Origin of the sequence: Shewanella sp. KJ2020 (genome assembly GCF_024197625.1) — a bacterium.
Taxonomy (GTDB): Bacteria; Pseudomonadota; Gammaproteobacteria; order Enterobacterales; family Shewanellaceae; genus Shewanella.
Window position 1 is genome coordinate 1 of the sequence record NZ_JAKUKD010000005.1, and the last position, 26,296, is coordinate 26,296.

Here is a 26,296-nt window from a genome sequence, read left to right on the forward strand (position 1 = left end):
AGAGATACTGGATATCTGCCCAACACTTGCCAGTATGAACGGATATATTTTTATTGGTACGTGTAGCCAAGAGCCTCCTTATTCAAATGCAAGTTACCAAAAGTGGCGTTTGGTTGATGGTGATGAGAATGTGCCATTTGAATCAAAAATCGCGTTGGATAGTATCTTTGCATCCATGCTGGATGATTACGGTATTTCCAAGGGGATGCCACATGGATTTTTCAAAATCGAAAAATCCATCATTTCTTTCCAATGGTCATCAAGTGATATCGTAGAAACAATGTTGTCTAAAGTAGGTGGGGAGCGAGTTGGTCGCCATTAATGTTGATTAAGCCAACGTTTTACGATCAGAGGCACTGCAATAATTGCATCTAAGGGGATGAACTCAAAACCATAAGGTCGTTTGTTGACATGTTTAGAGACTAGAATTTTTTCTGCTCTTCCGCGTGCATATTTGGGAAGATTACATACAGGTTTTACGGTAAGGGAAGTGCCAACAATCAAAACCTTAGATGCTGTTTTGAATAGTTTTTTTACTTCATAAAGATTAGGAACCTGCTCCCCATATAAAACGACGTGAGGCCTTTCATTATTCTCGAGCGAATAAAGCCTATCGCCGATGCTAAATGAAACATCACTCTCTACATGCCGTGCCTCAAATAGACTTCCGTGAACGTGATAAACCTGAGTTGAGCCTGCTCGTTCGTGAAGATTATCCACATTACTGGTTACAACACTAACCCGATATTTTTTTTCAAGTTCGGCAATGGCAATGTGTGCTGGATTAGGGTGTGCTGACAACACTTCCTGTTTGCGGAAATTATAGAAATCGATAACTTTTTCTGGGTACGCTTTTAAAGCGTGAGCAGAAGAAACCTCTTCAACCCGATACTTCAACCACAGCCCATTATCATCAGTAAATGTCGCTAGCTGATCCGCTGATATTCCTGCTCCAGTAAAAACGACAATATGGTTTGGATCAATCTCGGGTTTACTCAAAATAACCTCTTCTAAGATGTCATGATTTTTAATGGCAATGTGCAGTTACGTATTGTTTTTTAATGGAACAGTTTTGTACATACTTCTAAGCATTGAGGCACGCTTAAATACGGATCCAATGATGATTAGGGACTTCACTCTTACTGTTGGCTCCAGGATTTGAAATGCTGCACCCGCGAAATTTGGAGGCGCATTTCTCTGGTTGATGAACGTGACCTGTCAGTAACCATACAAGAGACAAGGTGCCCGATTTAATTGCCGTTCTTAGGTCCCTTGAGCCAAAATCTCGCCCCGATTGCTTCGCGACACTAAGTCCTGAAGGCGGCTCGTGGTGAAGCAGTACATTGCATCGAGCAAATGGTGTGAAGTCAGATGTACCATATGACGCGCTACCGAATATCACCCCATTGATTGAGGCTATAGCGTGATCTACGTAGATCCCCTCAATTTCCCTTAACCAGGTTGAATTGAGTTCATCACCTAATTGATCATGATTGCCCGAGCATACAAAAATAGGACGATTGAACTGTTTTAACCAGCATGAGATAACGGCCACTTGCTCATCGATTGGTGTAGGGCAGTTGTATCGACTATCAATGAAGTCACCTGTTAGACAAACAACGTCAGCTTCGGATGCATTGTCGGTAACCCATAGCATTTGAACTTGGTTGAAATGCAGATCGGAAACATGGAGCAGTTTCATTGTCAGTCCTATTGAATAAAAGGCATATCGGTTGGTGTGAGTTGTGGATCATACACACATATCGAGCCGTCAATGTGGCTATAGACTTCTGCCGTTACTAACACCGAATGGCCTAACTTAATCATTTCGTTAGCCTCCTGTTGATAATGCATCCAAGCATCGCGATCTCTCTGAAACGTCAAATAGATTTCAACATCAAAATTCTCAAAACAATTATATGCCTCTGCGATGATCCGTAATTCAAAATCTGCTGCGATCATGGGGATGCCAGCATGACTCGAGACAGTTCGACCAACGTGAGCTGGTAGGATTTGTTTGAGCCGACAAATTAGCTTCAGACTATGAAAGGTTGAAAGTTGGCCAAGCAGATGAAATGGATCGCCGGACAATAAAAGTAAAGGTGAAACTGTAGGTGCAGTCATTGTGATTTCATTTCAGCTAGGCGGGTGATCTGTTCTACTGCAGCAAGCATTCTTATTCTTGCTGCAGGATTACTCGTATGTACATTAATTTTCGGAGGCTGAAAGCCCGTATCAACAATAGCTTGCTCAATCCAAAGCAGCACATCGTAGCCAGTACCTCTAGTATCATCCCCTAAATCATGGTCTAGGCTAATATCGGTTACCATGCCTTTGGCTAAATAGGAGATAACCTCATCTGGCCAGCGAGCTTGTAGCCAGCCAGTAGGTGCGAGTCGTTCATCATCCAAAAATATTTTCATCTTAAGCAGTTTTCATCGTCCATTCTCATTAATGAACATAGTGTACTCACCAAAATGACAAGTAATGTCGTTTTCAGTTCTCACTGCTGTGGCGCACAGAGTAGTCCACAACAATCCAATTTTTGCTTACTAAGAAATAAGAATCGTTATTCAATTTTTTAATCGACGTTCACTTCCAAACATTTAGGTAAAACAAAAACTTTATTCATTTTTCGGATTATTCCTTTGATAGTTTCAAGCAGATTTGAATTTTAAGCTGCTGTTGTGTGCCAACTAGGCTGGGGGTCAACAAAAAATCGTCAAAAGCTTCTTGTGCCAACAGATTTGGCACTAAATGGGCACAAATTTAGAAAAACGGCGAATTGTGGGGGAACAGCGGTGAATGTGGATTAAGCAATAGAGGCAAAATTAGGCAGAGTCGAAGGGAGGGGCATGTTTGAATGTTTCTAGAAAAACCTAGAACAGGTACGAAGATTTTATCTTAGGCACAAATAAAAATTAAGCATCTTGATAGATGATTATATTAAATTGAGGTTTTATAGGGAGTTAAAGCAAGAAATGGTACACCCGAGTGGACTCGAACCACCGACCCCTACCATGTCAAGGTAGTGCTCTAACCAACTGAGCTACGGGTGCACTGTTTACTTTTTTAATAAGAAATCACTTTTTAGACTCTGTGAAGAGAGTGGTACACCCGAGTGGACTCGAACCACCGACCCCTACCATGTCAAGGTAGTGCTCTAACCAACTGAGCTACGGGTGCATTGTATTACATGTGTCAAAAGCATTGCGCTTTGGAACGAGCGCTATATTAGGGGGATAGCGAATCACTGGCAAGCAAAAAAACGAATTTTATTGCCAAATGGTGAATTGCTGTGCAACTTGTCCAGAGTTTCAACAAAGGCGTTGATAAAACCGCAATTTCTTCTTCGCCTTACTTCAAAGAATCTCCAGAGAATGCATCGAAATCAAATCGATAAACCAAACGGCGGGAGGGTAGGCCCGCCGTTTACTTTACTAATGGTGGATATTATCACCTTCAATAAGGCTTAAATGCACGCCATGTTTTTGGATATAACGTAGGCGGATAAAAAACAGCAGTGCCGCCGAGGTGAGGCCGGCGATAAGCCCAGTCCAAAATCCGTGGGCGCCCATAGCTGGCACAATATAATCCGTATAAGCCAAGGTATAGCCTAACGTCATACCAATACCCCAATAGGAAAACAGCGTGATATAAAAAGCACTTCGGGTATCTTTGTAGCCACGAAGGGCGCCTGCTGCAACCACTTGGACTGAGTCCGATAATTGATACAACGCCGCCATTAACATCAAACTTCCGGCAAGGACCACGACTTCAGGATCGCTGTTATAGAGTTCGGCAATTTGAAATCTAAATAGTACAGTCAAAATAGCAGTAGATAGGGCGAGGGACAGCGCTAGCCACAGACCGACTTTTGCCACCACAGCAGAAATATCCGCCCGATCACGTCCTAAGTAGTAACCAATCCGAATCGATACCGCGATACCGATAGATAACGGCAGCATAAATACGATGGCTGAAAAGTTCAGTGCAATCTGGTGACTCGCCACCACAGTTGCGCCCAAAGGGGCGAGCAATAGGGCGATAATGGCAAATAAACTCACTTCAAAAAACAGCGCCATGGCGATCGGCATACCCAACTTGGTCATTTTTTTCATCGTGCTAAAATCGGGGCGATGAAATTGACTAAAGGGCGCCAAGGCAGCAAATTTCCTATGCAGTTGCATATATAAGGTCATGGCTATAAGCATTGCCCAAAAAACAAGGGCTGTTGCGACACCGCAACCCGCGCCACCCATAGCGGGGACGCCAAAGTGACCATAGATAAAAATATAGTTAGCGGGAATATTGACCGCTAAACCCACAAAACCTATGACCATAGTCGGCAATGTATAGGAAATACCTTCACTGCAGCCACGTAACACTTGATACAGCACAAATGCAGGGGCGCCCCATAAAATACCGTCGATATAACCTATGGTTAAGCGGTACAATTCGGGTTCTAAATTCATAAGGCCGAGCACAAAAGGCGCAGAGGCAAGAAATGCCATCACGCCAATTCCTCCGATAAGGGCCAGATAGGCGGCCTGGAATGCTAAGGGTTGGATCGCTTTCTGGTTATTAGCCCCGTTATAGTGGGCAAATAAAGGCGTGAAAGCCATAAGTAACCCCTGAACAAACAGGATGGCAGGTAACCACAGGCTAGTGCCGACCGCAACGGCGGCCATATCGACAGCACTGACGCGGCCCGCCATAACGGTATCGATAAAGCCCATCATGGTCTGCGTGACTTGGGCGATGAGCACAGGGAGTGCAAGTTGGATAAGACGTTTGGCTTGGAAGCCTGAATGATTCATAAATACAGCCTTTAACGAATGAGCGAGAAAAAATGTTTACAGGTATAGTTCAAGCCACCTGCGAGGTGGTTGCAATACATAAGAAAGATGGCCTAAATACCCTTGAGGTAGCGTTTAAACCTGATTTGCATGAGGGACTTGCGATTGGAGCAAGTGTGGCAAATAACGGGGTATGTCTTACTGTGACTCAGGTGGTTGATGATAGGGTATTTTTCGATGTAGTGGAAGAGACGTTACGGTTAACCAATCTTGCCGATTTAGCCGTAGGTCACAGGGTTAATATTGAACGTTCGTTAACCTTCGGTAGTGAAATCGGCGGCCATATTTTGTCTGGCCATATCCATACCAAGGCTAAAGTCATCCATATCAGTCACACAGAACAACATTACGATCTGACGTTAGGGATTGAGCCTAAATGGATGGATTACATCTTTTATAAAGGTTTTGTCGGGGTCAACGGCTGCAGCCTCACCGTTGGTGAGGTCAGTGATTCAAGTTTTATGCTGCACTTAATCCCAGAAACGCTCAAGTTAACAAACTTAAGTCAGTGCCAAGTCGGCGATGAGCTCAATATTGAGATCGATAGCCAAACACAAGTGATCGTTGATACCGTTGAGCGCGTACTCGCCAGACGCCTCAAGGAACAAGCGCAAAAGAATGGCTGATATTGCCTCATATCAGTCAATAAATTTGTTCATCATCTGAGTCAACATACAATTCAACGGTCCGCCGAGCATCATCCACATGCAGGCGCAAGTGGATAGGATTACAGCAAATACGGCAATCATCGTAATAATCTTGATCGCCACTGCTGGCATCGATACTGATATGTTGATGATGTCCGCAGTGGGGACAGGCGATAACCTTATTCATGATCCTCATAGTGTTACTCCTTCAATGGGATGAAAGAATATATGACCCTAAGCCCCTATGGATTAAATGACTCCTTCCATAGGGCTTACTAAGTATAGTTGCGATATGGTATAGCTGCGAAAGCGTAAACCCAGTGAATGGGTGCATCGCTCGCATACATTAAACACTACTCTTTTACCGTTATTAGCCCCTCAATTTCATTACTGTGCAAAACGCCATCGCGGGCATGTTGAACGACTGAAAGGGTCAATTGCTGCATTTGCTGCTCAAGCTCAGCTTGGATATCAACAATCAACATTTGGGTATCAATATGTACATCTATGGTTTCTGGGATTTGAGTTTCAAGCGATACGGCCGATGATTGGGTTAACGCGACCGCAAATAGAATACAGTTCAACATATCAACTTCCTTTCGATGTTTTTGAGTGCTGTACAATCAACTGGCGCTAGAATAGGGATATTTGATGACTGGCAAGTTACCAACACACTGCAAAATCATGAATTTGCATTTATTGCGCAATGCCACGCAATTTGGCCAATTCACTTGCACCCCTTGGCGCCAATCCCGTAGAATGAACGCCCTGCTACGCAAGGCGGCTAAGACTCCTGTACTGTCTTAACCTCGCGAGCATTACTCTTTTTATTAATCACCAAGTGGCCCTACGTGTGGGTCACCACTGGACAAGGATATTTCATGCCTGTAATTACACTTCCCGATGGTAGCAAACGTGAGTTTGCCCATGCTGTATCGACTCTCGATGTTGCCGCCGATATCGGCCCTGGTCTTGCTAAAGCCTGTATCGCTGGCCGCGTGAATGGCGAATTAAAAGACGCTTGCGATCTCATTGAAACCGATGCTGAGCTATCAATCATTACCGCCAAAGACGAAGAAGGTGTTGAAATTCTTCGCCATTCTTGCGCGCATTTATTAGGTCACGCGATTAAGCAAATGTGGCCAGAAACCAAGATGGCGATTGGTCCAGTTATCGATAACGGCTTCTATTATGATATCGACCTTGAACACAAGCTGACTCAAGATGACATCGAAGCCTTAGAAAAGCGCATGCTTCAATTAGCAAAAACCAACTATGACGTAGTAAAACGCGTGGTGAGCTGGCAAGAAGCCCGTGATACATTCGCGGCGCGCGGTGAAGATTATAAGATTGCCATTCTGGATGAGAACATCAGCAAAGACGCAACACCTGCGCTGTATCATCACGAAGAATACACAGACATGTGTCGTGGACCGCACGTACCTAACATGCGTTTCTGCCAACATTTCAAATTAATGAGCATTGCCGGCGCTTACTGGCGTGGCAACTCTGAAAATAAGATGCTGCAACGTATCTACGGTACCGCTTGGGCCGACAAAAAAGCCCTTAGCACACACTTAACCCGTCTTGAAGAAGCGGCTAAACGTGATCACCGTAAGATTGGTAAACAGCTCGATTTGTACCACATGCAAGAAGAAGCTCCAGGCATGGTGTTCTGGCATAACGACGGTTGGAGCATTTTCCTCGAATTAGAAAGATTTATTCGCCGTAAGTTAAATCAATACACATACCAAGAAGTGAAAGGCCCATTAATGATGGACCGCGTGCTATGGGAACGTTCAGGCCACTGGGATAAATACTCAGAAGCCATGTTCACAACCAACAGCGAAAACCGCGAATATGCTATCAAGCCAATGAACTGCCCAGGTCATGTGCAGATCTTCAACCAAGGGTTGAAATCTTACCGCGACTTGCCACTTCGTATGGCGGAATTTGGTTGCTGTCACCGTAATGAACCTTCGGGATCGCTCCACGGATTAATGCGCGTTCGCGGCTTTACCCAAGACGATGCGCATATCTTCTGTACTGAAGAGCAAGTACAAGCGGAAGTCAGCTCTTGTATCCAGATGGTTTATGATACTTACGCCACCTTCGGCTTTGAAAACATTGTCGTAAAACTCTCGACTCGCCCCGAAAAACGTATCGGTGACGATGCGATGTGGGACAGAGCGGAAGAAGCGCTCAAGCAAGCGCTGCGTGACAATAATATTGAATTCACCCTTTTACCGGGTGAAGGTGCCTTCTACGGGCCTAAAATCGAATTTACTTTACACGATTGTTTGGACCGTGCGTGGCAATGTGGTACTGTGCAGCTCGATTATGCGTTGCCAAACCGTTTAGGTGCGACGTATGTCGCCGAAGATAACAGCCGTCAAACTCCCGTGATGATCCATCGTGCTATTTTAGGCTCTTTGGAACGATTCTTGGGTATCTTGATAGAAGAATATGCAGGTCGTTTCCCAACTTGGTTGGCCCCAATGCAAGTTGTCGTGATGAATATCACCGACAAACAGGCTGATTATGTTGAAGAAGTCGTCAAATTCTTCAAAGAACAAGGTATTCGAGCGTCTTTTGACTTGAGGAATGAGAAAATAGGCTTTAAAATACGCGAGCACACCTTAAGGCGTGTTCCTTATTTGTTGGTCGTTGGCGATCAAGAAATGGAAAATAAGGAAGTAGCGGTGCGTACACGTGATGGTATTGATTTAGGTAAGATGCGAATCGAAGATTTCGCCGCTAAAATCCATCAACAAATTTCGCTCCGTAGTCTCAAATTGTTGGAGGAATAGGTCATAAAGATCAAAAAAACAGCAGGGCGTCAGCCGGCCCCTAATAGAATCAATGAAGAAATCACAGGCGTACCAGAAGTACGTTTAACAGGCATTGATGGTGAAGCTATTGGTGTGGTAAGCATCAGAGATGCTCAGAATTTGGCAGATGAAGCGGGTGTAGACCTAGTTGAAATTAGTCCAAACGCTGAACCTCCAGTATGTCGCATTATGGACTACGGTAAGTTCCTTTTTGATAAGGCTAAGTCAGCCAAGGAACAAAAGAAGAAGCAAAAGCAGGTTCAGGTTAAGGAAATTAAATTCCGTCCTGGAACTGACGAAAACGACTATCAGGTAAAACTACGCAACCTGATACGTTTTCTGGAAGACGGGGACAAAGCGAAGATTACGCTGCGTTTCCGAGGTCGCGAAATGGCCCACCAAAATCTTGGTATGGATCTACTGAACCGTATTAAGACTGATTTGGATGAGTATGCGGTTGTTGAATCTTTCCCGAAAATGGAAGGTCGACAAGCCATCATGGTGCTAGCGCCTAAAAAGAAATAAGTAGGGCAACCCGAAAGTAGCAAAGGTCTATGGCCTTTGCTCGCCTTGCTTTTTATTTAACATCCCAATGCGGAGTTTTAGTAATGCCTAAAATGAAAACCGACAGAGGTGTAGCGAAACGTTTTAAGAAAACCGCCAATGGTTTCAAGCGTAAGCAAGCACATTTACGTCACATTTTGACCAAGAAGAGCACTAAGCGTAAGCGTCACTTACGTGCCAAATGTTTAGTTGCTAAGTGTGATGTTCCAGCAATCGCGCGTCAATTACCTTACGCTTAATTTAGGAGATTAGAAAATGCCAAGAGTTAAGCGTGGTGTAACCGCTCGTGCTCGTCACAAGAAAGTTTTAAAATTAGCTAAAGGTTATTATGGCGCTCGTAGCCGTACTTACCGCGTTGCTGTGCAAGCAGTAACTAAAGCTGGTCAATATGCTTACCGTGACCGTCGTCAGAAAAAACGTCAATTCCGTCAACTGTGGATTGCGCGTATCAATGCTGCGGCTCGTCAAAATGGTCTGTCTTACAGCCGTTTCATCAACGGTCTGAAAAAGGCGTCTATCGAAATCGATCGTAAGATTTTGGCTGACATCGCTGTATTCGATAAAGTTGTATTCGCAACTTTAGTTGAAAAAGCAAAAGAAGCGTTAAACTAAGAAATTAGTTTGCCGCTGTAGAGAAGGGACCATTTGGTCCCTTTTTTTGTGCGCCATTTTGGTGTTTCAATCAGTTGCTAATCGTAACGTTTTAAAAGGCTGGAGAGTAGGGCGCCAGCTGGCATCACCGGGTGATCTCTAATGGACACATTTCAGCCAAAAAAATAGCAGGCTAAGCCTGCTATTCGTTGAAACACTTACTCTTGTTACTTTTTAGCGTCTAAGTAACGCTCTGCATCGAGTGCGGCCATACAGCCCGTGCCCGCAGAAGTAATGGCTTGACGATAATGTTGGTCCATCACATCACCGGCGGCAAACACCCCTTCAATGCTCGTTTGAGTCGCATTGCCCTGCAGACCACTTTGTACCTTTAAGTAACCATGATTCATCTCTAATTGGCCTTCAAAGATACTGGTATTTGGGCTGTGGCCAATGGCAACGAACACACCCGCAACAGCTAAATCAGTGATAGCGCCATCTTGAGTGCTCTTCATCTTTAGGCCAGTGACACCCATTGCATCGCCAACCACTTCATCCATAGTTTGATTGAGGTGGAGGATAATATTGCCATTAGCGACTTTATCCATTAAGCGATCGATGAGTATTTTTTCAGAGCGGAAGGTGTCACGGCGGTGAATTAAATGCACTTCAGCGGCAATATTGCTTAAGTACAGTGCTTCTTCGACAGCCGTATTACCACCACCGATCACCGCTACTTTTTGGTTGCGATAGAAGAAACCATCACAGGTGGCACAGGCTGATACGCCGCGGCCCTTGAATGCTTCTTCTGAGTCTAATCCTAAGTAGCGGGCAGATGCGCCAGTCGCGATGATCAGTGCATCACAGCTGTACTCGCCATTGTCGCCTTTCAAGCGGAAAGGACGCTCGGTTAAGGTGACTTCGTTAATGTGATCGAACAAAATTTCAGTATCAAATTTTTCCGCATGCTTTTGCATACGTTCCATCAAGGCAGGACCGGTTAAGTCGTCGGCGTCACCTGGCCAGTTTTCAACTTCAGTCGTCGTGGTTAATTGACCACCTTGCTGCATACCTGTGATCATCACGGGTTTTAAATTGGCGCGCGCCGCATAAACGGCTGCCGTGTATCCCGCTGGGCCAGAGCCCAAAATCAATAAGTTACTGTGTCTGACTTGGCTCATTTTTATCTCCGTGCCTTTAGCAAATTGCAAGGATTGTAGGGAATTTACCTGTAGGGGTAAAGCGCTGTTTGGCGATTCTTTTAGATTAAGCTAATCGAGTGGTCGCGGTATTGTCAGTATAAGTTTACCCATAGGGGTAAGAGGAGCTTGTACTAAGAACTACTTCACCAAGATGCAAAAAAAATCGGCCCCAAGATTGTTGGGGCCGATGAATGAACTTTACTCAATATTGATGTTTATTGCGCTCAATATCTGCTGTGCATTATACCAATAAGCTTGTTGGCGCTGTGTACTCAAGGCTTAATGCATGGGCCACTTCTTTACATACCACTTTACCATGCATGACGTTTAAACCGTTCAGCAGGTGTTTATCCTGTAACAGTGCTTCTTTATAGCCTAAGTTAGCTAATTTGAGAATGTAGGGGAGCGTTGCATTGTTAAGTGCAAAAGTTGAAGTGCGGGCAACAGCACCAGGCATATTCGCCACACAGTAATGCACAACATCATCAACGATATAAGTTGGATCTTGGTGGGTAGTGGCATGGGAAGTTTCAACGCAACCACCTTGGTCGATTGCGACGTCAACAATAGCACTACCTGGCTTCATGCGGGAAATCATGCTGCGAGTCACCAATTTTGGTGCTGCGGCACCTGGGATTAATACGCCACCGATCACAAGATCAGCTTCAAGTACATGGCGTTCAATCGCATCGGCAGTTGAGTAAATGGCTTTAACAGCAGAGCCAAACTGCACATTTAAGCGACGCAGTGCATCGATACTGCGATCGAGCACAACCACATCTGCGCCCATGCCAACTGCCATTTGAGCCGCGTTGGTTCCTACCATACCGCCACCGATGATAACGACTTTGGCTGGTTCAACGCCGGGGACGCCACCCAATAACATGCCACGGCCACCGGAAGACTTCTCTAATGCCATAGCGCCGGCTTGGATTGACATGCGGCCAGCAACTTCTGACATAGGAGCGAGTAGGGGAAGGCCACCACGGTCATCGGTGACGGTTTCATAGGCGATACAAACAGCGCCACTTTTAACTAAATCTTCAGTTTGCGGTAAATCCGGCGCTAAATGCAGATAAGTGAATAAAATCTGATCGTGACGTAACATAGCGCGTTCAACTGCTTGAGGCTCTTTTACCTTTACAATCATCTCTGCTTTAGCGAAAACTTCAGCAGCAGTAGCTAAAATAGCGGCGCCAGCATCAATATAGTCCTGATCTGAAAAACCAATTCCCGTGCCGGCATTTGTTTCAACAAATACTTCGTGACCTTTTATCGCTAACTCACGAACACTTGAAGGAACCATACCGACACGATACTCGTGGTTTTTAATTTCCTTGGGAACACCAATAATCATCTTTGAGCCTCAATTGCCTGATAACCCACTTTTAATGGGCATAATTGTTATTTTATCGTGACCTGAACGTGATTAATTCAGGGATATCTAGTATAGTATCGGCGACGCAGTTTATGCTGCTGAACTTTGGACATACGTAGAATAAAATGTTGTTTTAGTGATAAAGCAAGGTTAAATAAATGGCATATAATAAAAAGAGTCCTGTAAAAGACTTGGATCGCATCGATCGCAACATTCTTAATGAATTACAAATTGATGGCCGCATTTCTAATGTGGAATTATCAAAGAGAGTTGGATTAAGTCCAACTCCGTGTTTAGAAAGAGTGAAACGACTCGAAAAGCAAGGATATATCAACGGCTATACCGCGCTGGTTAATCCCCATTTCCTGGGTGCATCCCTACTGGTATTCGTGGAAATCACCTTAAGCCGTGATACGCCCGAAGTGTTTGATAAGTTTAATCGCGCGGTGCAATTATTGGATGACATTCAAGAATGTCACCTCGTTTCGGGCGACTTTGATTACTTATTAAAAACGCGTGTTTCTGATATGTCGGCGTATCGCCGCCTATTAGGTGAGACATTGCTAAAATTACCTTCCGTTTCAGATACTCGTACATACGTTGTGATGGAAGAAGTAAAACACACCAGTCGTGTAGCAATAAATCATCTACTCTCAGATATCTAAGTTCCCCTGATTGTTTGGTTTTACCATAAGGGGCCAAGGCCCCTTATTTATTGATACTCTCTTGTCAATGCACACTCAAATATTCAACCTTGCAACGCCCTTAAGCCTGCCAACTTAGGGGCATTTTTTTAGGCGGATTGTGTATAGGTTATAGGCAGAAAGTCCCAGTGCTCTAATTGGTTAAGGCTAAATATGTTCCTTTATGTTGAGGAACGGTTATTTTTTGTCTCCCGCGGACAAATCTCGGGAGAAAAACAGGCTAATGTGCTCCACATTTAGTGGGATTCTGGTATCGTAAGCCAACCTGTTTTCATTTTTTATGGATTATGTCGTTTGTCTCAAGGAAATAGTGTACGCACGCTCACAGGGCTGCAACGTCTACTCGAAGGTGGACTGATTATATGTTGTGTTCTCGCCACTTATATTCTTCTCGCGCTGACCAGTTTTAGCCCATCTGATCCGGGGTGGAGTCAGTCGCATTTTCAGGGTGAGATCAGAAACTGGACCGGTGCTGTTGGTGCTTGGATTGCCGACATACTGTTATATTTTTTCGGTGTTACCGCTTATATCATGCCAATTATTGTGGCATCGACGGGTTGGCTGTTGTTTAAACGCGCCCACGATTTGCTCGAAATTGATTATTTTTCAGTCGCATTGCGTATTATAGGTTTCTTACTACTTATCCTTGGCGTTTCCGCTTTAGCGAGCATGAATGCCAATAATATCTATGAGTTTTCTGCCGGTGGTGTTGCGGGGGACGTCATAGGCCAAGCCATGCTGCCGTATTTTAATAAACTCGGTACAACTTTGTTATTGTTGTGTTTTTTAGGCTCAGGCTTTACCTTGCTGACGGGGATTAGCTGGTTGACTGTGGTTGAAAAAGTTGGTTTTGCCTCTATTTGGTTATATAACCAACTCAAGCGCCTGCCACAGGCCATGAAACGTGAACATGAGACCGAAGATACCCGTGGTTTTATGTCGGTTGTTGAGAAGTTTAAACAGCGCCGTGATTCCCAACATGTCATCGATACATCCCGAGTGCATGAACGTGCGCCTGCCAAGGTAATTGTGACCAAAAAAGTCGATGCGATAACCTCTGAGGACACCAAGGCTCAGGAACCTGCGCAGAAAAAACGCTCGCCACTGGCTAAAATTCTGAGTTTAAGCAGTGCAAAAAACACCATCAATCAACGCGTTGAACCGCAAATTGATAAGCAGGAAGCCATTGCCGAACATGGTCATTTTGAAGCGCCTCCTTGGGTAGCAAAACCCCGTCATGTTGACGAGGTCGAGTTTGATGCAGGCTTCCACGCCTTTGACGCTGAAGAAGATGAACCCGTGTTTGGCCGCGAGGCATTTATTGATGACGATGAGGATGACACTTTAGATTTTGGCGATGAGGATGTTATCGATTTTGATACCAAAGCATCGACGGGAGCCGTTACAGCCCAACGCAGGAAGCCAGATCAAAAGGCAAAAATTGTCGATGGTATCGTGGTTCTGCCCGGGCAAGAAGATAAGCCGATGCCAGCTAAACCTATGGACCCATTACCTAGTATTAGCCTGCTGGATGTGCCCGATCGTAAAAAGAATCCTATAAGCCCTGAGGAGCTTGAACAAGTTGCCCGCTTAGTGGAAGTTAAATTGGCGGACTTTAATATTGTTGCCAATGTGGTCGGTGTGTACCCAGGGCCTGTGATCACTCGCTTTGAGTTAGAGTTAGCTCCAGGCGTAAAAGCATCTAAAATTTCTAATTTATCCAAGGATTTAGCCCGCTCATTACTGGCAGAAAGTGTGCGCGTAGTTGAGGTTATTCCAGGGAAGGCCTATGTGGGGCTAGAGCTACCCAATAAATTCCGTGAAACTGTATTTATGCGGGATGTGCTCGATTGCACGGCGTTCACTGAGAGTAAGTCGAATCTCACTATGGTGCTTGGTCAAGATATTGCGGGCAATCCCGTTGTGGTTGACTTAGGCAAGATGCCGCATTTATTAGTGGCTGGTACCACAGGCTCAGGTAAGTCTGTGGGGGTGAACGTAATGATCACAAGCTTGCTTTACAAGTCTGGCCCCGAAGATGTGCGCTTTATCATGATCGACCCCAAAATGTTGGAACTGTCTGTATATGAAGGCATTCCGCATTTATTGTGTGAGGTCGTGACCGATATGAAAGAAGCCGCCAATGCACTGCGTTGGTGTGTGGGCGAAATGGAGCGTCGCTATAAACTCATGTCAATGATGGGTGTGCGCAATATTAAAGGTTATAACGCGAAAATTGCCGAGGCGAAAGCCAATGGCGAAGTGATTTTAGATCCTATGTGGAAGTCATCGGACAGCATGGAACCCGAAGCGCCTGCATTAGATAAGCTGCCTTCGATTGTCGTCGTGGTCGACGAATTTGCCGATATGATGATGATTGTCGGTAAGAAAGTTGAAGAGCTGATTGCCCGTATCGCCCAAAAGGCTCGTGCGGCTGGGATCCATTTAATTTTAGCGACCCAGCGACCATCGGTGGATGTGATAACGGGATTGATCAAGGCAAACATCCCGACGCGTATGGCATTCCAAGTGTCATCGCGTATCGATTCGCGCACCATTTTAGATCAACAGGGCGCAGAAACCCTGCTCGGTATGGGAGATATGTTATTCCTCCCCCCTGGCACAGCAGTGCCAAACCGGGTCCATGGCGCCTTTATTGACGATCATGAAGTTCACCGTGTGGTGGCCGACTGGTGTGCTCGCGGTAAGCCCCAGTATATTGATGAAATTCTTAATGGTGTCAGTGAAGGCGAGCAAGTGTTGTTGCCAGGCGAGACGGCGGAATCCGATGAAGAGTACGACCCTTTGTATGATGAAGCGGTTGCCTTTGTCACCGAAACGCGCCGCGGCTCGATTTCCAGTGTGCAGCGCAAATTTAAGATTGGTTATAACCGCGCCGCACGCATTATTGAGCAGATGGAAATGCAGGGCGTAGTATCGGCCCAGGGGCACAATGGTAACCGTGAGGTATTAGCGCCTCCGCCACCGAAACATTTTTAAGCATAAACTAAACGCCTAGTAATAAGCGATAATGCATTATTTTATAACACTTTTAAGCAGTAAGGATTAGCATGAAAAATCTGTTGTGCGCTGTGATGTTAACTTCGCCATACTTCATTAGCGCCACTGTATTTGCTGATGATGCACAACTATTGAGGGATACGCTCGTCAGTACCGCCTCCCTTAAGGCGGATTTTAAACAGACAGTGACGGATGTGAACCAAAAAGTGATCCAGACCGGTTCTGGTGTATTTGCGTTAGCACACCCCAATCAGTTTTATTGGCATTTAACCGCGCCCGATGAATCTCAAATAGTCGCAGATGGTAAAGATTTATGGATCTACAATCCATTTGCCGAAGAAGTGGTCATCATGGATTTTGCCGAGGCGATTAATGCCTCTCCCATTGCGCTATTAGTGCACCGTGACGATGCCACTTGGTCACAGTACTCAGTCACGAAAAAACAAGACTGTTATGGGATAAAACCTAAGGCTATCGATGCGGGCATAGTGACAGTCAATGTGTGTTTTAAAGATTCGCAGTTGGCTAAATTCAATGTGCTTGATGATAAAGGTAATTTGAGCCAATTTGATTTGAGCCATCAACAAGCTATCAGCACGGACGACAAGTCTTTGTTTAAGTTTGTGTTGCCCGAAAATGTCGATGTTGACGATCAACGTCGTCAAACAACTCACTAGGCCAGAGCGTGAGCAGTTTATCCTTTGACTTCACCCCCGACTTTCGTCCGCTAGCCGCGCGCATGCGGCCAAGGACGATCGCTGAGTATATAGGCCAAGCCCATTTATTAGGTGAAGGCCAACCGCTACGCAAAGCATTGGAAGCGGGCCGCGCCCATTCGATGATGTTATGGGGACCTCCGGGCACAGGTAAAACGACTTTAGCCGAACTCATCGCCCATTATTCAAATGCCCATGTTGAACGCATCTCAGCGGTCACCTCGGGCGTTAAAGATATTCGCGCGGCGATAGAGCTGGCCAAAGCGGTGGCTCAGTCCCGGGGGCAACGCACCTTATTGTTTGTCGATGAGGTGCATCGCTTTAATAAGAGTCAGCAAGACGCTTTTTTGCCCTTTATTGAAGATGGCACGGTTATTTTTATCGGCGCGACCACTGAAAACCCGTCCTTTGAAATCAACAATGCCTTACTCTCGCGGGCAAGGGTCTATCTTATCAAGCGCTTAAGCCATGATGAGATAGCCCATATTATCACTCAAGCCTTAAACGATAACGAGCGTGGTCTAGGCCTACGACAATTTGTCATGCCGACCGATGTGCTCACCACACTGGCACAACTCTGTGATGGTGATGCCCGTAAAGCCTTAAATCTTATCGAGTTGATGAGCGATATGCTCGCCGATGGTGGCACCTTTACTACAGAGATGTTGATTCAAGTGGCGGGGCACCAAGTTGCCGGATTCGATAAAAATGGCGATCAATTTTACGATTTAATCTCCGCCGTCCATAAATCAATCCGCGGCTCTGCACCTGATGCGGCGCTGTACTGGTTTTGTCGAATATTGGAAGGCGGTGGCGATCCGCTGTACGTGGCAAGGCGCTTACTGGCGATTGCCTCGGAAGATGTGGGCAATGCCGATCCCGCGGCCATGACCATAGCACTCAATGCCTGGGACTGTTTTCACCGTGTTGGCCCAGCAGAGGGCGAGCGAGCAATAGCTCAAGCCATTGTTTACCTTGCGAGCGCGCCTAAGAGTAACGCTGTCTATACCGCGTTTAAGGCGGCGCGTGAGTTGGCTCGCGATACTGGGCAAGTTGAAGTACCGCACCATTTACGCAATGCACCGACTCAGTTAATGAAAGATATCGGCATGGGGGCAGGGTATCGCTATGCCCACGATGAACCCAATGCCTATGCCAGCGGTGAGAATTATTTCCCTGAATCCCTGCAAGCGACGCAGTTTTACTTTCCGACAGAGCGGGGATTTGAGAAACGAATTAAAGAGAAGTTGGCGCAATTAGCCCAATTAGATCAAGCGAGTGAGATCAAAAGATATGACTAATCTCTTACTCGTCGCCCTCGGTGGTTCAATTGGTGCAGTTTTTCGCTATCTTATTTCAATATTCATGATCCAAGTATTTGGCAGCAGTTTTCCTTTTGGTACACTGTTGGTCAATGTTATTGGTTCATTTTTTATGGGCGTTATTTACGCACTGGGGCAAATGAGTCATATCAGCCCCGAATTTAAAGCCTTGATCGGCGTTGGCCTATTGGGTGCTTTGACAACGTTTTCGACTTTCTCTAATGAAACCTTATTGTTACTGCAAGAAGGGGATTGGCTGAAGGCGATTTTGAATGTGGTGCTGAACCTAAGTTTATGTTTATTTTTGGTTTATTTAGGTCAGCAACTGGTGTTTTCTCGCATTTAACTATTAAGAATATATCACATGTTAGATCCTAAATTTTTGCGCAACGAATTAGCAGTTACCGCAGAGCGATTAGCCACCCGTGGCTTTATTTTGGATGTCGCTCATCTGACTCAATTAGAAGAAAAGCGTAAGTCGCTGCAAGTGGCGACCGAAGAGTTGCAGGCCTCGCGTAATGCCATCTCCAAGTCCATTGGCCAAGCTAAAGCCCGTGGCGAAGATGTGGACGCTATCATGGCGCAAGTAGGGGATTTAGGTTCACAGCTTGATGCCAAAAAGACTGAACTGGCCGCCGTGCTTGAAGAAGTCAATGCCATTGCCATGTCTATGCCTAACTTGCCAGACGAGTCAGCGCCAATTGGTGCCGATGAAACGGAAAACGTTGAAGTTCGCCGCTGGGGCACGCCACGCACTTTTGATTTCCCCATTAAAGATCATATCGATTTAGGCGAAGGCTTAAACGGGTTAGATTTTAAAAATGCCGTTAAAATCACTGGCTCACGTTTTATCGTGATGAAAGGCCAGATAGCACGCTTAAATCGGGCTCTTGGCCAATTTATGCTGGACTTGCATACTACAGAGCACGGCTACACTGAAGCCTATGTGCCCTTATTGGTTAACGAAGCCAGCTTACTGGGTACAGGCCAATTACCTAAGTTTGGTGAGGATTTATTCCACACTAAACCTGCGACCGAAGAAGGCCAAGGCTTAAGTTTGATCCCAACGGCCGAAGTCCCACTCACTAACTTAGTGCGTGACAGCATTGTTGATGAAGACGAGTTACCAATTAAGTTAACCGCGCATACCGCCTGTTTCCGTAGTGAAGCCGGCTCCTACGGTAAGGACACCCGTGGCCTTATTCGTCAGCATCAATTCGATAAAGTTGAGTTAGTGCAACTGGTTAAGCCTGAAGATTCAATGGCGGCCCTCGAAGTGTTGACTGGTCATGCCGAAACAGTACTGCAACGTTTAGGATTACCGTACCGTACCGTGGTGTTATGTACCGGCGATATGGGTTTTGGCTCAAGCAAAACCTACGATATCGAAGTCTGGTTACCAGGACAAAACACCTACCGTGAGATTTCTTCATGTTCGAATATGAAGGATTTCCAAGCCCGTCGTATGCAGGCGCGTTACCGCGTGAAAGCAGACAATAAGCCAGCGTTACTACACACCTTAAACGGCTCTGGCTTAGCGGTTGGACGTACCTTAGTGGCTATTTTGGAAAACTATCAAAATGCCGATGGCAGCATCACAGTACCAGAAGCATTACGTCCTTATATGGGCGGTTTAACACAAATCGGTTAATGGAATACTGCGCAAACCGTTATGGATAAAGGTCAACGTTATCTTCGTTGGCTTTCCTATACCGCCGTCATTGCCGTATTTGGTGCGGTCATGTTGGCGACACTAGGCAAAGCCGTCTGGGTTGTGTTAGAAAACATGAATTAATACGACCCATGTTGTGCAATAAAAAGGCATGTTCCCGAAGGAACATGCCTTTTATTTTAAACCCTACTTTTTAGCTTACTCACGTACAAAATATAAGATTAAGCCATTAAGATTAAGCCATTACGATTAAATGCATTTAGCTGGCTTTGGTAAGCCTGCAATCTTAGTTGCTTGTTTCGCAGGACCAATAGGGAATAGGGTGTAAAGATACTTAGAGTTGCCCTTATCTGGCCCCAGTGCTTGGCCTATGGCCTTTACGAGCACACGAATTGCTGGGCTGGTTTTGTACTCCAGATAAAAATCCCTCACAAAATGGATCACTTCCCAGTGGGCTGGGGTGAGTTCAATTTGTTCCTCTTGGGCTAAAAGTGGCGCCAGATCTGGGTGCCAATCCGTGATATTTTTTAAATATCCCTGATGGTCGCGTTCAATATCGACACCATTAAATTGCAGCGGATTTACCACGTTATCACCTTATCATGCACTAGTGTTTGAGCGACAAACTCGTTGTAATCAATCTGACAGACATTCGCCAATCGCTCCGTTAAGCCGCGAGCAATCACATCATCCTTTAACACCATAAGTTTGAATGGTGATAATGCCATCGCCCATTGGCGTAGCAGTAGCGCATTAACACCATCGCTAGAGAGTAGAATAGCATCTTCCTTACAGGCGTAGCGTAGGCAAAGTTTAAGGGCATTATCTCGGTTAGGAGATGTTTGAATATGATGCAAAATCATTAGAATACTAAGACCTCATCGACGGATTTTAAATGGGCTGCAATGGCTTCATCGTTCACTATGGTAACCGGAATAGCGAGTAAACCATGGCTTAAACCAAAATCTGTGAGGGACTGTTTGCAGACCAAAACGGACTCAATATCATAAAGGGGAAGCGCCTTAAATGTGGCCAGATAATCTTTGCCGCCAATCAGTTCAGGTTGTTGATCTTTAAGAAGATGCAGTACACCTTCATCGACAAACACTAGGCTCACTTCTTGCTCAAAACTGGCGCTCAGCAGTGCCAAATCTAATCCTTCACGGCCTTTTGTTGTTCCATGGGGCGCACTTCGGAACAGAATACAGATTTTTTTCATAGGATTTCCGAAGATTAAAAACAGATCAAACGATCAGCAGACTCAACACCCGTCACCAGTTCACCTAGGCCACCCATGATAAATGGTTGCTCGACATTCCAATGACTGAGGCCATTCTCCTGCGCCTCTTGCACGGCAATAATCCCACGGCGCAGGGCGGCGGAGACACAATTTACCAGCGGAACTTGATACTTTGCTGCCAGTATTTTCCATTGCTGCACTACATCATATTCATCGGATGCGGGGAGACTCAACTCAGTGGAGTTATAAACCCCATCTTGGTAAAAAAACACACATACTACTTGATGGCCGCCCGAGAGCGCCGCTTGGGTGAAACGTAGGGCATTCACACTTGCCGATGTGCCATAGGCAGGCCCGTTCACTTGAATAATAAATTTGCTCATCATAAAAAAAATGGCCCTAAAAGTAGGGCCATTCTAGCGTAAGTTTCCCTAAAAGGGGATCAATCATCGTTACCAATGCCCAGCAAATGCAAAATGGCAATAAAGAGGTTTAAAAAGTCCAGATACAGCGCAATGGTGGCACGGATATAATTGGTTTCACCGCCGTTAACGATACGGCTAGTATCAAACAGGATAAACCCCGTCATCAATAGCGCAAGCCCTGCGTTAATAGCCATAAAGGCGACACTGTTGCCTACGAAAATATTAATCACGGCAGCCGCGATCACCACAATCAAGCCTGCAAACAGGAAACCACGCAGGAAAGAGAAATCTTTCTTAGTCGTGACCGCATAGGCTGAGAGTGCAATAAAGATAACCGATGTTAAACCAAGGGCCTGCATAATAAGCTCTGAGCCATTAGTCATGCCAGCGTAATGGTTTAACATATAGCCCAGTGAGGCGCCTTCCATACCGGTAAAGGCAAACACCCAGAAAATCCCCGCCGCCGAATCGGCTTTACGCAGCGTTACAAACAATAGCACTAAGCCACCAATGGATAAGCCGAGCGACATTAATGGACTGATATTGAACTCCATGGCTAAGCCGGCACACAGCGCTGAAAACGCTAAGGTCATGGCTAATAGCAAATAGGTATTTTTAAGAAGTTTATTCACTTCCAGTGTAGAGGCACTCGTTGAGTACAAGGTTTGCTGAGTCATGTTGTTCTCCATTGACACATTTCTAAACTGATCATTTTGATTTTTCACGGTAACTTTAGTTCCGTACAGTTTCCAAAAAAACAAACGATCGCGCTTTATCGATAATACGCGAGTTGCACTATAGGTAAAAGCCTTCAATCTTTGAATAACAAATTGTTAATATTGATTTTTATGTGAATTTTAACTATGTGCATAAAAAGTGAATGTAATGTCCACCCTCTACAGCACGTCCCTCGTGACGGCATCAAGCTAACCATTCCCGGTGAAGCTTTTCAGTATCACCGAGGTAATCCAGCACCCAGGCAAGGGCAGGTGACATTTTATCGGCATTCCAAGCAAGGCAACAAGGGCTTGCTTGTTTTGGATTTTCAAGCCGTTTCTGCACTAAGGCTCCCGCTTTAATAAATACGCTCGCTAAATGAACCGGCATATAACCCAAACCTAAACCTTCACGGAAACAATTGATTGCCCTGATCCAATCTGGCACCACTAATCGGCGTTGATTTTCAAGAAGCCAAGTCATACGTTTGGGAATTTCCCGCGAAGTATCTTCTAAACAAATTGAGGGGAAAGGGCGCAGCTCATCGTCGGTTAGAGGTCGGTCAATATTGGCTAAAGGGTGATTTTTACTCACTAAAAATGCCCATTCAATGTCGCCCATATCTTTATATTGATAGACTCCACCAACAGGAATGGCGGTGGTGGCACCAATGGCAATATCGCTACGACCCGTTGCTAGCGCTTCCCACACTCCGTTGAACACTTCGATACGGATAATCAGCTCAATATCGTGAAAATGCCGATAGAAATCAGCGATCAACACACTTATTCTATCGGCCCGGACGATATTATCTAGTGCAATTGACAGGGTGGGCTGCCAACCGTTTGCAACCCGTTGAGTTCCCCGCTTCATTTCATCCATTTGCGTGAGTAGGTTTCTCGCCTGCTTAACAAAGTGCTCTCCGGCAGGGGTTAAGGTCACGCTTCTATGATGCCGCTCAAACAGGATAACGCCGAGTTCTTCTTCTATTTGCTTGACCGCGTAGCTCACCGCAGAGGGCACTTTATGCAGCCGATTCGCTGCCGCCGTAAAACTCCCAACACGAGCCACAATATCAATGAGTTCTAACGCTTGTTCCGAGAGCATAGCTGATATCCATTCATGTGAAAATTATTGATAACATAAGTCAAAAATAAACGTTTCCAATAAAATTAACAAGTCTTTAGACTGCGGGCCTTCGCTCATTTGACAAAATTATTTTATGAAACCGTCTAGTAACATCTTTGTAAATATAAAGTTCTTTATATTTTTATTCTATTTAGCTTTGCTCAGCATGCTTGGCTTTATCGCCACAGACATGTACTTACCAGCTTTCAAAGCAATTGAAGGCTCATTTGGAAGTACCCAATCACAGGTCGCCATGTCGTTGACTTGTTTTCTCGCGGGTCTTGCCCTTGGACAACTACTATACGGTCCATTAGTGAACAAAATCGGCAAACGTTGGGCACTGATTTTTGGCCTTGTGGTGTTTGCCATTGCCAGCGTATTCATCGCCAATAGCGATTCAATCCTAATGCTTAACATTGCCCGATTCTTCCAAGCCATTGGTGCTTGCAGTGCTGGCGTTATCTGGCAAGCCATTGTTGTTGAACAATATGATGCAGATAAAGCCCAAGGGATATTTAGCAATATCATGCCGCTCGTTGCACTTTCCCCGGCATTAGCGCCCATTCTTGGCGCTTATATTCTCAATGAGTTAGGTTGGCGTGCAATCTTTATCTCTTTGTGTGTTATCGCTTTTTTACTGGTGTTGATGACACTCTATTTTGTCCCCAGCAAAGTACAGCATAAGCACAGCGCGCATCCCTTGGTATCTTATGGGCAAATTCTGAAAAACACCCGCTATTTAGGTAATGTTGTGATCTTTGGCGCTTGTTCAGGTGCGTTTTTTGCCTATTTAACTGTGTGGCCGATAGTGATGGAACTGCATGGCTATCAAGCGACTGAAATAGGGTTAAGTTTTATTCCTCAAACCATTATGTTTATTGTCGGTGGTTATGCCAGTAAGTTGCTGATCAAACGCATTGGCACAAATCAAACATTGAATATTCTCCTGGGTATTTTTGCTGTTTGCGTGTTATCGATAACAGGATTTACCTTAATTTATCCTTCGCAAAGCATTTTCCCGCTGTTGATATCCTTCTCGATTTTAGCCGCAGCTAATGGTGCTATTTACCCGATAGTCGTCAATAATGCATTGCAGCAATTTAGCCAAAATGCGGCTAAGGCTGCGGGGTTACAGAATTTTTTACAGATCACTATTGCATTTGGTGCATCGAGTTTAGTCGCAATATGGGCTAGTTTAGGCGAAGTGGCGATAGGTTGGGGCATACTGGGGTGTGCAATTGTCGTGGTATTGGGCTATATCCTAAAAAGTCAGCAGCAATGGAGCGATTTTGGCTATTACTTTACGGCGCCTGATCCTGCCCGTATTGGTATTGCAACTCATGGGAAGCAAAATCCAACAGATTGAATGTAATACGAACAGTTAACGCATATTTATCAGTTAGTGCTTTACAGTCAGCAAACTTACTTATATTATGCGCATCGTTCGGAGGGGTGGCAGAGTGGTTTAATGCACCGGTCTTGAAAACCGGCGTGGGTTTATAGCCCACCCAGGGTTCAAATCCCTGCTCCTCCGCCATATTCAGTCAAAAAGCCGCTAATTTATTTAGCGGCTTTTTGCATTTTAGCTATTTGAACCCTTGGGTTCCTGATTCGAATAGCAGCTCCCACGCCATATTTTAGGAAAAGCCATCAGCAATGATGGCTTTTTTGTTTACACGGTTTGAACGCTAGACCCCATATAAAAAGCGCTGCTATCACCATTGGCTGAACGCCTGCCAAATCAATCGGATCGCAAGTAGCGTTAGCACCAGATTAAAGGCAATGTGAAAGTGTTTATCTGCAACCCGTTTGAGCATTTTAAACCCAGCCCAAGTACCGATAGTGCCACTTAAGATCATGCATATTAGCAGTGGCCACCAATCATCTAGCGATACGCCCATACCTTCAAATACGACTATTTTAGCACTGTGCTGCAGTGACATGGCCATGACAAAGGTTGCCACAGTACGAAAACGATCGACTTCCAATTGCTTAATAAATGCAGCGACTAGGGGGCCTGTCGCCCCCGCAAATAACGAAATAAAAGTAGTAATAGCGCCAGCAGTCAAGGTTCCTAAGGTGCCAAGTACCATTTTAGGTAGTTTAGGGCCCCAACAGGAATACAGAATAAAAGCAGCAATAGTGAAATACATAACCGATGGTGGCAATGCCACCAATACAAAACTCCCCAATAGCGCACCTAAAATGGCTCCTGGGAAAAATGCTGCTATCAGTCGCCATTCAATATGGCGCCAGCCCAGAACGGCCCGACCACCATTAGAACCTAATTGCACTATACCGTGTAGTGGAATGATCAGTTGTGGTGGCAGCACCTGCGCCATCACCCCTAACAACATGACGCCACCACCAATACCGAAACAGGCCGTAAAAAAAAAGGTAAATGCAGTACTAAGAGTTAACAGAGCAAAAATATCTGCGGGGATAGCATCAAATAAAAACCAAGAAGAGGGCATAGGTCGTATTCGAAAAGTATGAAGGCTTTACAGTAACAAATCGTTTTAGGCTTTCAAAGCTGAGGCTGTTCATAATTCTGTTTCAGGTTAATTTCACCGATCGATATGGTTTTCTAAGCACTCCTCAAAATGGATTGATTTTCCCTGATGGTTCTGAAGTCGATGCCGCTGGATATATTTAGAACGCCCAATGGGGGCGGCCAAGTGGTTCGTTATCGTCCCAACGGCCAAGTTGATCTTACACTGACATTACCCGTCACCAATCCAACCAGTATTCCATAGGTGGGCTAAACATGGACTGGCTCATCATCACCAGCGCAAAGCATTCTTTAAGTGCTGAACAATTATCAAATGAGTCACAGGCAGGCGATGTATTTATTTATCAGTTAGTCGGCATAAACGGACGGCAAAGTCCTTTAATCGAAATGTCCAAGATATTTACTTGAACGCCATCTTTGACAAGCAAATGCCAAATTGGCGAGAGCATCGTAATTTACTCAGTAGTCTGCCATTGGCCTATGAATATTGGCAGTATTGAATAAAGTCACAAAGAACGCGTTGCTACGTGAATAATTGAGGACTATACCAGCCAATACTCAAAAGCATTCACGTAGCGACGCGACACAAAAACTGCATTTTCCATTTTCCATTTTCCATTTACCAGCAAACAGCAAACAGCAAACAGCAGGTAGGATGGTCATACAATTTAGACTAAAAAAGCAAACCTTAATCTTCCGCGAATTCTCATTCTGAGTGGCCAAGAACTACACAACAATAGTGAATAGATAGTTCTATCCATTCTTGA

General features: G+C 45.1%; 33 protein-coding genes and 3 tRNA genes. 18 read left to right on the forward strand and 18 right to left on the reverse strand.

What is annotated here, in order from left to right; genetic code table 11:
* Window positions 1-322, forward strand: a 322-nt coding sequence (locus MJO46_RS02830) for a hypothetical protein (RefSeq protein ID WP_253988037.1), incomplete at its 5' end; no start/stop codon positions are given.
* Here the strand turns inward: MJO46_RS02830 and MJO46_RS02835 are convergent.
* From MJO46_RS02835 to MJO46_RS02865, 7 genes are all read right to left on the reverse strand, one after another.
* Entirely contained in the window at window positions 319-999 is a 681-nt protein-coding gene (locus MJO46_RS02835; RefSeq protein ID WP_253988038.1) for a Sir2 family NAD-dependent protein deacetylase, read from the reverse strand. The genes MJO46_RS02830 and MJO46_RS02835 overlap by 4 nt on opposite strands.
* Window positions 1,000-1,102: 103 nt before the next feature.
* Window positions 1,103-1,702, reverse strand: coding sequence for a metallophosphoesterase (locus MJO46_RS02840; protein WP_253988039.1), 600 nt, complete (start codon window positions 1,700-1,702; stop codon window positions 1,103-1,105).
* Between the two features lie 8 nt (window positions 1,703-1,710).
* Window positions 1,711-2,124, reverse strand: a complete 414-nt coding sequence (locus MJO46_RS02845) for a hypothetical protein (RefSeq protein ID WP_253988040.1) — start codon at window positions 2,122-2,124, stop codon at window positions 1,711-1,713.
* On the reverse strand, window positions 2,121-2,423 hold the full coding sequence (locus MJO46_RS02850; RefSeq protein WP_253988041.1) for a cyclic-phosphate processing receiver domain-containing protein: 303 nt from the start codon (window positions 2,421-2,423) through the stop codon (window positions 2,121-2,123). The genes MJO46_RS02845 and MJO46_RS02850 overlap by 4 nt, the downstream gene beginning before the upstream one ends.
* A gap of 559 nt (window positions 2,424-2,982) precedes the next feature.
* Window positions 2,983-3,059: transfer RNA gene (locus MJO46_RS02855), tRNA-Val, on the reverse strand.
* A gap of 50 nt (window positions 3,060-3,109) precedes the next feature.
* Window positions 3,110-3,186, reverse strand: a tRNA-Val gene (locus tag MJO46_RS02860).
* Window positions 3,187-3,440: 254 nt separating this feature from the next.
* Window positions 3,441-4,820 (reverse strand): MATE family efflux transporter, encoded by a 1,380-nt coding sequence (locus MJO46_RS02865; RefSeq protein ID WP_253988042.1) that lies wholly within the window; start codon window positions 4,818-4,820, stop codon window positions 3,441-3,443.
* Between the two features lie 32 nt (window positions 4,821-4,852).
* Between MJO46_RS02865 and MJO46_RS02870 the strand changes: the two genes are divergently transcribed.
* Window positions 4,853-5,485: a riboflavin synthase subunit alpha gene (locus MJO46_RS02870; protein WP_253988043.1), complete on the forward strand. Its 633-nt coding sequence runs from the start codon at window positions 4,853-4,855 to the stop codon at window positions 5,483-5,485.
* Window positions 5,486-5,501: 16 nt separating this feature from the next.
* On the opposite strand, the gene MJO46_RS02875 is transcribed toward MJO46_RS02870, so the two are convergent.
* Both MJO46_RS02875 and MJO46_RS02880 read right to left on the reverse strand, forming a co-directional pair.
* Complete coding sequence (locus tag MJO46_RS02875; RefSeq protein WP_198779986.1) at window positions 5,502-5,702, reverse strand: CPXCG motif-containing cysteine-rich protein; 201 nt, start codon at window positions 5,700-5,702, stop codon at window positions 5,502-5,504.
* A gap of 157 nt (window positions 5,703-5,859) precedes the next feature.
* Window positions 5,860-6,093 (reverse strand): hypothetical protein, encoded by a 234-nt coding sequence (locus MJO46_RS02880; protein WP_253988044.1) that lies wholly within the window; start codon window positions 6,091-6,093, stop codon window positions 5,860-5,862.
* A 64-nt stretch (window positions 6,094-6,157) separates the two neighbouring features.
* Here MJO46_RS02880 and MJO46_RS02885 point away from each other — a divergent pair, with 64 nt between their 5' ends.
* The 5 genes from MJO46_RS02885 (at window position 6,158) to rplT (ending at window position 9,513) form a co-directional block, all read left to right on the forward strand.
* The gene (locus MJO46_RS02885) at window positions 6,158-6,313 is read left to right on the forward strand and encodes a hypothetical protein (protein WP_253988045.1); all 156 of its coding nucleotides are present in this window, start codon (window positions 6,158-6,160) and stop codon (window positions 6,311-6,313) included.
* Between the two features lie 74 nt (window positions 6,314-6,387).
* Window positions 6,388-8,316, forward strand: a complete 1,929-nt coding sequence (gene thrS / locus MJO46_RS02890) for a threonine--tRNA ligase (protein WP_253988046.1) — start codon at window positions 6,388-6,390, stop codon at window positions 8,314-8,316.
* A 3-nt stretch (window positions 8,317-8,319) separates the two neighbouring features.
* On the forward strand, window positions 8,320-8,862 hold the full coding sequence (gene infC / locus MJO46_RS02895) for a translation initiation factor IF-3 (protein ID WP_253988118.1): 543 nt from the start codon (window positions 8,320-8,322) through the stop codon (window positions 8,860-8,862).
* A gap of 83 nt (window positions 8,863-8,945) precedes the next feature.
* Complete coding sequence (gene rpmI / locus MJO46_RS02900) at window positions 8,946-9,140, forward strand: 50S ribosomal protein L35 (protein WP_007647659.1); 195 nt, start codon at window positions 8,946-8,948, stop codon at window positions 9,138-9,140.
* Window positions 9,141-9,156: 16 nt separating this feature from the next.
* The gene (gene rplT, locus MJO46_RS02905) at window positions 9,157-9,513 is read left to right on the forward strand and encodes a 50S ribosomal protein L20 (RefSeq protein ID WP_006081652.1); all 357 of its coding nucleotides are present in this window, start codon (window positions 9,157-9,159) and stop codon (window positions 9,511-9,513) included.
* Window positions 9,514-9,719: 206 nt separating this feature from the next.
* Here the strand turns inward: rplT and trxB are convergent, their stop codons facing one another.
* A complete protein-coding gene (gene trxB / locus MJO46_RS02910; RefSeq protein WP_253988047.1) occupies window positions 9,720-10,673 on the reverse strand; it encodes a thioredoxin-disulfide reductase in 954 nt (317 codons plus the stop codon).
* Between the two features lie 262 nt (window positions 10,674-10,935).
* Window positions 10,936-12,051 (reverse strand): alanine dehydrogenase, encoded by a 1,116-nt coding sequence (gene ald, locus MJO46_RS02915; RefSeq protein WP_253988048.1) that lies wholly within the window; start codon window positions 12,049-12,051, stop codon window positions 10,936-10,938.
* A 179-nt stretch (window positions 12,052-12,230) separates the two neighbouring features.
* On the opposite strand from ald, the gene lrp reads away from it, so the two are divergent.
* From lrp to MJO46_RS19865, 7 genes are all read left to right on the forward strand, one after another.
* Window positions 12,231-12,737 carry a leucine-responsive transcriptional regulator Lrp gene (gene lrp / locus MJO46_RS02920; RefSeq protein ID WP_007647640.1) on the forward strand — a complete coding sequence of 169 codons (507 nt, stop codon included), beginning with the start codon at window positions 12,231-12,233 and terminating at the stop codon, window positions 12,735-12,737.
* A gap of 333 nt (window positions 12,738-13,070) precedes the next feature.
* Window positions 13,071-15,776 (forward strand): DNA translocase FtsK, encoded by a 2,706-nt coding sequence (locus MJO46_RS02925; RefSeq protein WP_253988049.1) that lies wholly within the window; start codon window positions 13,071-13,073, stop codon window positions 15,774-15,776.
* A 71-nt stretch (window positions 15,777-15,847) separates the two neighbouring features.
* Entirely contained in the window at window positions 15,848-16,474 is a 627-nt protein-coding gene (gene lolA / locus MJO46_RS02930) for an outer membrane lipoprotein chaperone LolA (protein ID WP_253988050.1), read from the forward strand.
* A gap of 8 nt (window positions 16,475-16,482) precedes the next feature.
* On the forward strand, window positions 16,483-17,814 hold the full coding sequence (locus tag MJO46_RS02935; protein ID WP_253988051.1) for a replication-associated recombination protein A: 1,332 nt from the start codon (window positions 16,483-16,485) through the stop codon (window positions 17,812-17,814).
* Window positions 17,807-18,181 carry a fluoride efflux transporter CrcB gene (crcB, locus tag MJO46_RS02940; RefSeq protein WP_253988052.1) on the forward strand — a complete coding sequence of 125 codons (375 nt, stop codon included), beginning with the start codon at window positions 17,807-17,809 and terminating at the stop codon, window positions 18,179-18,181. The genes MJO46_RS02935 and crcB overlap by 8 nt, the downstream gene beginning before the upstream one ends.
* An 18-nt stretch (window positions 18,182-18,199) precedes the next feature.
* Entirely contained in the window at window positions 18,200-19,486 is a 1,287-nt protein-coding gene (serS, locus tag MJO46_RS02945; RefSeq protein WP_253988053.1) for a serine--tRNA ligase, read from the forward strand.
* A 21-nt stretch (window positions 19,487-19,507) separates the two neighbouring features.
* Entirely contained in the window at window positions 19,508-19,630 is a 123-nt protein-coding gene (locus MJO46_RS19865; RefSeq protein ID WP_269819987.1) for a hypothetical protein, read from the forward strand.
* 126 nt (window positions 19,631-19,756) lie between these two features.
* On the opposite strand, the gene MJO46_RS02950 is transcribed toward MJO46_RS19865, so the two are convergent.
* The 6 genes from MJO46_RS02950 to punR all read right to left on the reverse strand — a co-directional run bounded on the left by MJO46_RS02950 (window position 19,757) and on the right by punR (window position 22,996).
* Window positions 19,757-20,095, reverse strand: coding sequence for a TusE/DsrC/DsvC family sulfur relay protein (locus MJO46_RS02950; protein WP_253988054.1), 339 nt, complete (start codon window positions 20,093-20,095; stop codon window positions 19,757-19,759).
* Window positions 20,089-20,370 (reverse strand): sulfurtransferase complex subunit TusB, encoded by a 282-nt coding sequence (gene tusB / locus MJO46_RS02955; protein ID WP_198783458.1) that lies wholly within the window; start codon window positions 20,368-20,370, stop codon window positions 20,089-20,091. The genes MJO46_RS02950 and tusB overlap by 7 nt, the downstream gene beginning before the upstream one ends.
* A complete protein-coding gene (tusC, locus tag MJO46_RS02960) occupies window positions 20,370-20,726 on the reverse strand; it encodes a sulfurtransferase complex subunit TusC (RefSeq protein WP_253988055.1) in 357 nt (118 codons plus the stop codon). Before tusC ends, tusB begins: the two co-directional genes overlap by 1 nt.
* Before the next feature lie 14 nt (window positions 20,727-20,740).
* Window positions 20,741-21,130, reverse strand: a complete 390-nt coding sequence (gene tusD / locus MJO46_RS02965; RefSeq protein ID WP_253988119.1) for a sulfurtransferase complex subunit TusD — start codon at window positions 21,128-21,130, stop codon at window positions 20,741-20,743.
* A 59-nt stretch (window positions 21,131-21,189) separates the two neighbouring features.
* Window positions 21,190-21,849 carry a Bax inhibitor-1/YccA family protein gene (locus MJO46_RS02970; protein WP_253988056.1) on the reverse strand — a complete coding sequence of 220 codons (660 nt, stop codon included), beginning with the start codon at window positions 21,847-21,849 and terminating at the stop codon, window positions 21,190-21,192.
* Between the two features lie 244 nt (window positions 21,850-22,093).
* On the reverse strand, window positions 22,094-22,996 hold the full coding sequence (gene punR, locus MJO46_RS02975) for a DNA-binding transcriptional activator PunR (RefSeq protein WP_253988057.1): 903 nt from the start codon (window positions 22,994-22,996) through the stop codon (window positions 22,094-22,096).
* A gap of 115 nt (window positions 22,997-23,111) precedes the next feature.
* On the opposite strand from punR, the gene punC reads away from it, so the two are divergent.
* Together punC and MJO46_RS02985 are read left to right on the forward strand one after the other, a co-directional pair.
* Window positions 23,112-24,383, forward strand: a complete 1,272-nt coding sequence (gene punC / locus MJO46_RS02980) for a purine nucleoside transporter PunC (RefSeq protein WP_253988058.1) — start codon at window positions 23,112-23,114, stop codon at window positions 24,381-24,383.
* Window positions 24,384-24,463: 80 nt separating this feature from the next.
* Window positions 24,464-24,554: transfer RNA gene (locus MJO46_RS02985), tRNA-Ser, on the forward strand.
* A 178-nt stretch (window positions 24,555-24,732) separates the two neighbouring features.
* On the opposite strand, the gene MJO46_RS02990 is transcribed toward MJO46_RS02985, so the two are convergent.
* Window positions 24,733-25,491, reverse strand: a complete 759-nt coding sequence (locus MJO46_RS02990) for a sulfite exporter TauE/SafE family protein (RefSeq protein ID WP_253988059.1) — start codon at window positions 25,489-25,491, stop codon at window positions 24,733-24,735.
* A gap of 147 nt (window positions 25,492-25,638) precedes the next feature.
* On the opposite strand from MJO46_RS02990, the gene MJO46_RS02995 reads away from it, so the two are divergent.
* Window positions 25,639-25,773 (forward strand): SMP-30/gluconolactonase/LRE family protein, encoded by a 135-nt coding sequence (locus tag MJO46_RS02995; RefSeq protein WP_253988060.1) that lies wholly within the window; start codon window positions 25,639-25,641, stop codon window positions 25,771-25,773.
* Between the two features lie 11 nt (window positions 25,774-25,784).
* Window positions 25,785-25,937, forward strand: a complete 153-nt coding sequence (locus tag MJO46_RS03000) for a hypothetical protein (RefSeq protein ID WP_253988061.1) — start codon at window positions 25,785-25,787, stop codon at window positions 25,935-25,937.
* The last annotated feature ends 359 nt before the right edge of the window (window positions 25,938-26,296 follow it).

Bases quoted from the DNA above. Each gene is read 5' to 3' on its own strand.
- tusD (WP_253988119.1), bottom strand. From the start codon at position 21,130: ATGAGCAAATTTATTATTCAAGTGAACGGGCCTGCCTATGGCACATCG.
- lolA (WP_253988050.1), top strand. From the start codon at position 15,848: ATGAAAAATCTGTTGTGCGCTGTGATGTTAACTTCGCCATACTTCATT.
- MJO46_RS03000 (WP_253988061.1), top strand. From the start codon at position 25,785: ATGGACTGGCTCATCATCACCAGCGCAAAGCATTCTTTAAGTGCTGAA.
- MJO46_RS02880 (WP_253988044.1), bottom strand. From the start codon at position 6,093: ATGTTGAACTGTATTCTATTTGCGGTCGCGTTAACCCAATCATCGGCC.
- rplT (WP_006081652.1), top strand. From the start codon at position 9,157: ATGCCAAGAGTTAAGCGTGGTGTAACCGCTCGTGCTCGTCACAAGAAA.
- thrS (WP_253988046.1), top strand. From the start codon at position 6,388: ATGCCTGTAATTACACTTCCCGATGGTAGCAAACGTGAGTTTGCCCAT.
- MJO46_RS02840 (WP_253988039.1), bottom strand. From the start codon at position 1,702: ATGAAACTGCTCCATGTTTCCGATCTGCATTTCAACCAAGTTCAAATG.
- crcB (WP_253988052.1), top strand. From the start codon at position 17,807: ATGACTAATCTCTTACTCGTCGCCCTCGGTGGTTCAATTGGTGCAGTT.
- punC (WP_253988058.1), top strand. From the start codon at position 23,112: ATGAAACCGTCTAGTAACATCTTTGTAAATATAAAGTTCTTTATATTT.
- trxB (WP_253988047.1), bottom strand. From the start codon at position 10,673: ATGAGCCAAGTCAGACACAGTAACTTATTGATTTTGGGCTCTGGCCCA.
- rpmI (WP_007647659.1), top strand. From the start codon at position 8,946: ATGCCTAAAATGAAAACCGACAGAGGTGTAGCGAAACGTTTTAAGAAA.
- tusC (WP_253988055.1), bottom strand. From the start codon at position 20,726: ATGAAAAAAATCTGTATTCTGTTCCGAAGTGCGCCCCATGGAACAACA.
- MJO46_RS02970 (WP_253988056.1), bottom strand. From the start codon at position 21,849: ATGACTCAGCAAACCTTGTACTCAACGAGTGCCTCTACACTGGAAGTG.
- MJO46_RS02845 (WP_253988040.1), bottom strand. From the start codon at position 2,124: ATGACTGCACCTACAGTTTCACCTTTACTTTTATTGTCCGGCGATCCA.
- MJO46_RS02870 (WP_253988043.1), top strand. From the start codon at position 4,853: ATGTTTACAGGTATAGTTCAAGCCACCTGCGAGGTGGTTGCAATACAT.
- ald (WP_253988048.1), bottom strand. From the start codon at position 12,051: ATGATTATTGGTGTTCCCAAGGAAATTAAAAACCACGAGTATCGTGTC.
- tusB (WP_198783458.1), bottom strand. From the start codon at position 20,370: ATGATTTTGCATCATATTCAAACATCTCCTAACCGAGATAATGCCCTT.
- punR (WP_253988057.1), bottom strand. From the start codon at position 22,996: ATGCTCTCGGAACAAGCGTTAGAACTCATTGATATTGTGGCTCGTGTT.
- MJO46_RS02990 (WP_253988059.1), bottom strand. From the start codon at position 25,491: ATGCCCTCTTCTTGGTTTTTATTTGATGCTATCCCCGCAGATATTTTT.
- MJO46_RS02995 (WP_253988060.1), top strand. From the start codon at position 25,639: ATGGTTCTGAAGTCGATGCCGCTGGATATATTTAGAACGCCCAATGGG.
- MJO46_RS02865 (WP_253988042.1), bottom strand. From the start codon at position 4,820: ATGAATCATTCAGGCTTCCAAGCCAAACGTCTTATCCAACTTGCACTC.
- MJO46_RS02875 (WP_198779986.1), bottom strand. From the start codon at position 5,702: ATGAGGATCATGAATAAGGTTATCGCCTGTCCCCACTGCGGACATCAT.
- MJO46_RS19865 (WP_269819987.1), top strand. From the start codon at position 19,508: ATGGATAAAGGTCAACGTTATCTTCGTTGGCTTTCCTATACCGCCGTC.
- serS (WP_253988053.1), top strand. From the start codon at position 18,200: ATGTTAGATCCTAAATTTTTGCGCAACGAATTAGCAGTTACCGCAGAG.
- MJO46_RS02850 (WP_253988041.1), bottom strand. From the start codon at position 2,423: ATGAAAATATTTTTGGATGATGAACGACTCGCACCTACTGGCTGGCTA.
- MJO46_RS02885 (WP_253988045.1), top strand. From the start codon at position 6,158: ATGACTGGCAAGTTACCAACACACTGCAAAATCATGAATTTGCATTTA.
- lrp (WP_007647640.1), top strand. From the start codon at position 12,231: ATGGCATATAATAAAAAGAGTCCTGTAAAAGACTTGGATCGCATCGAT.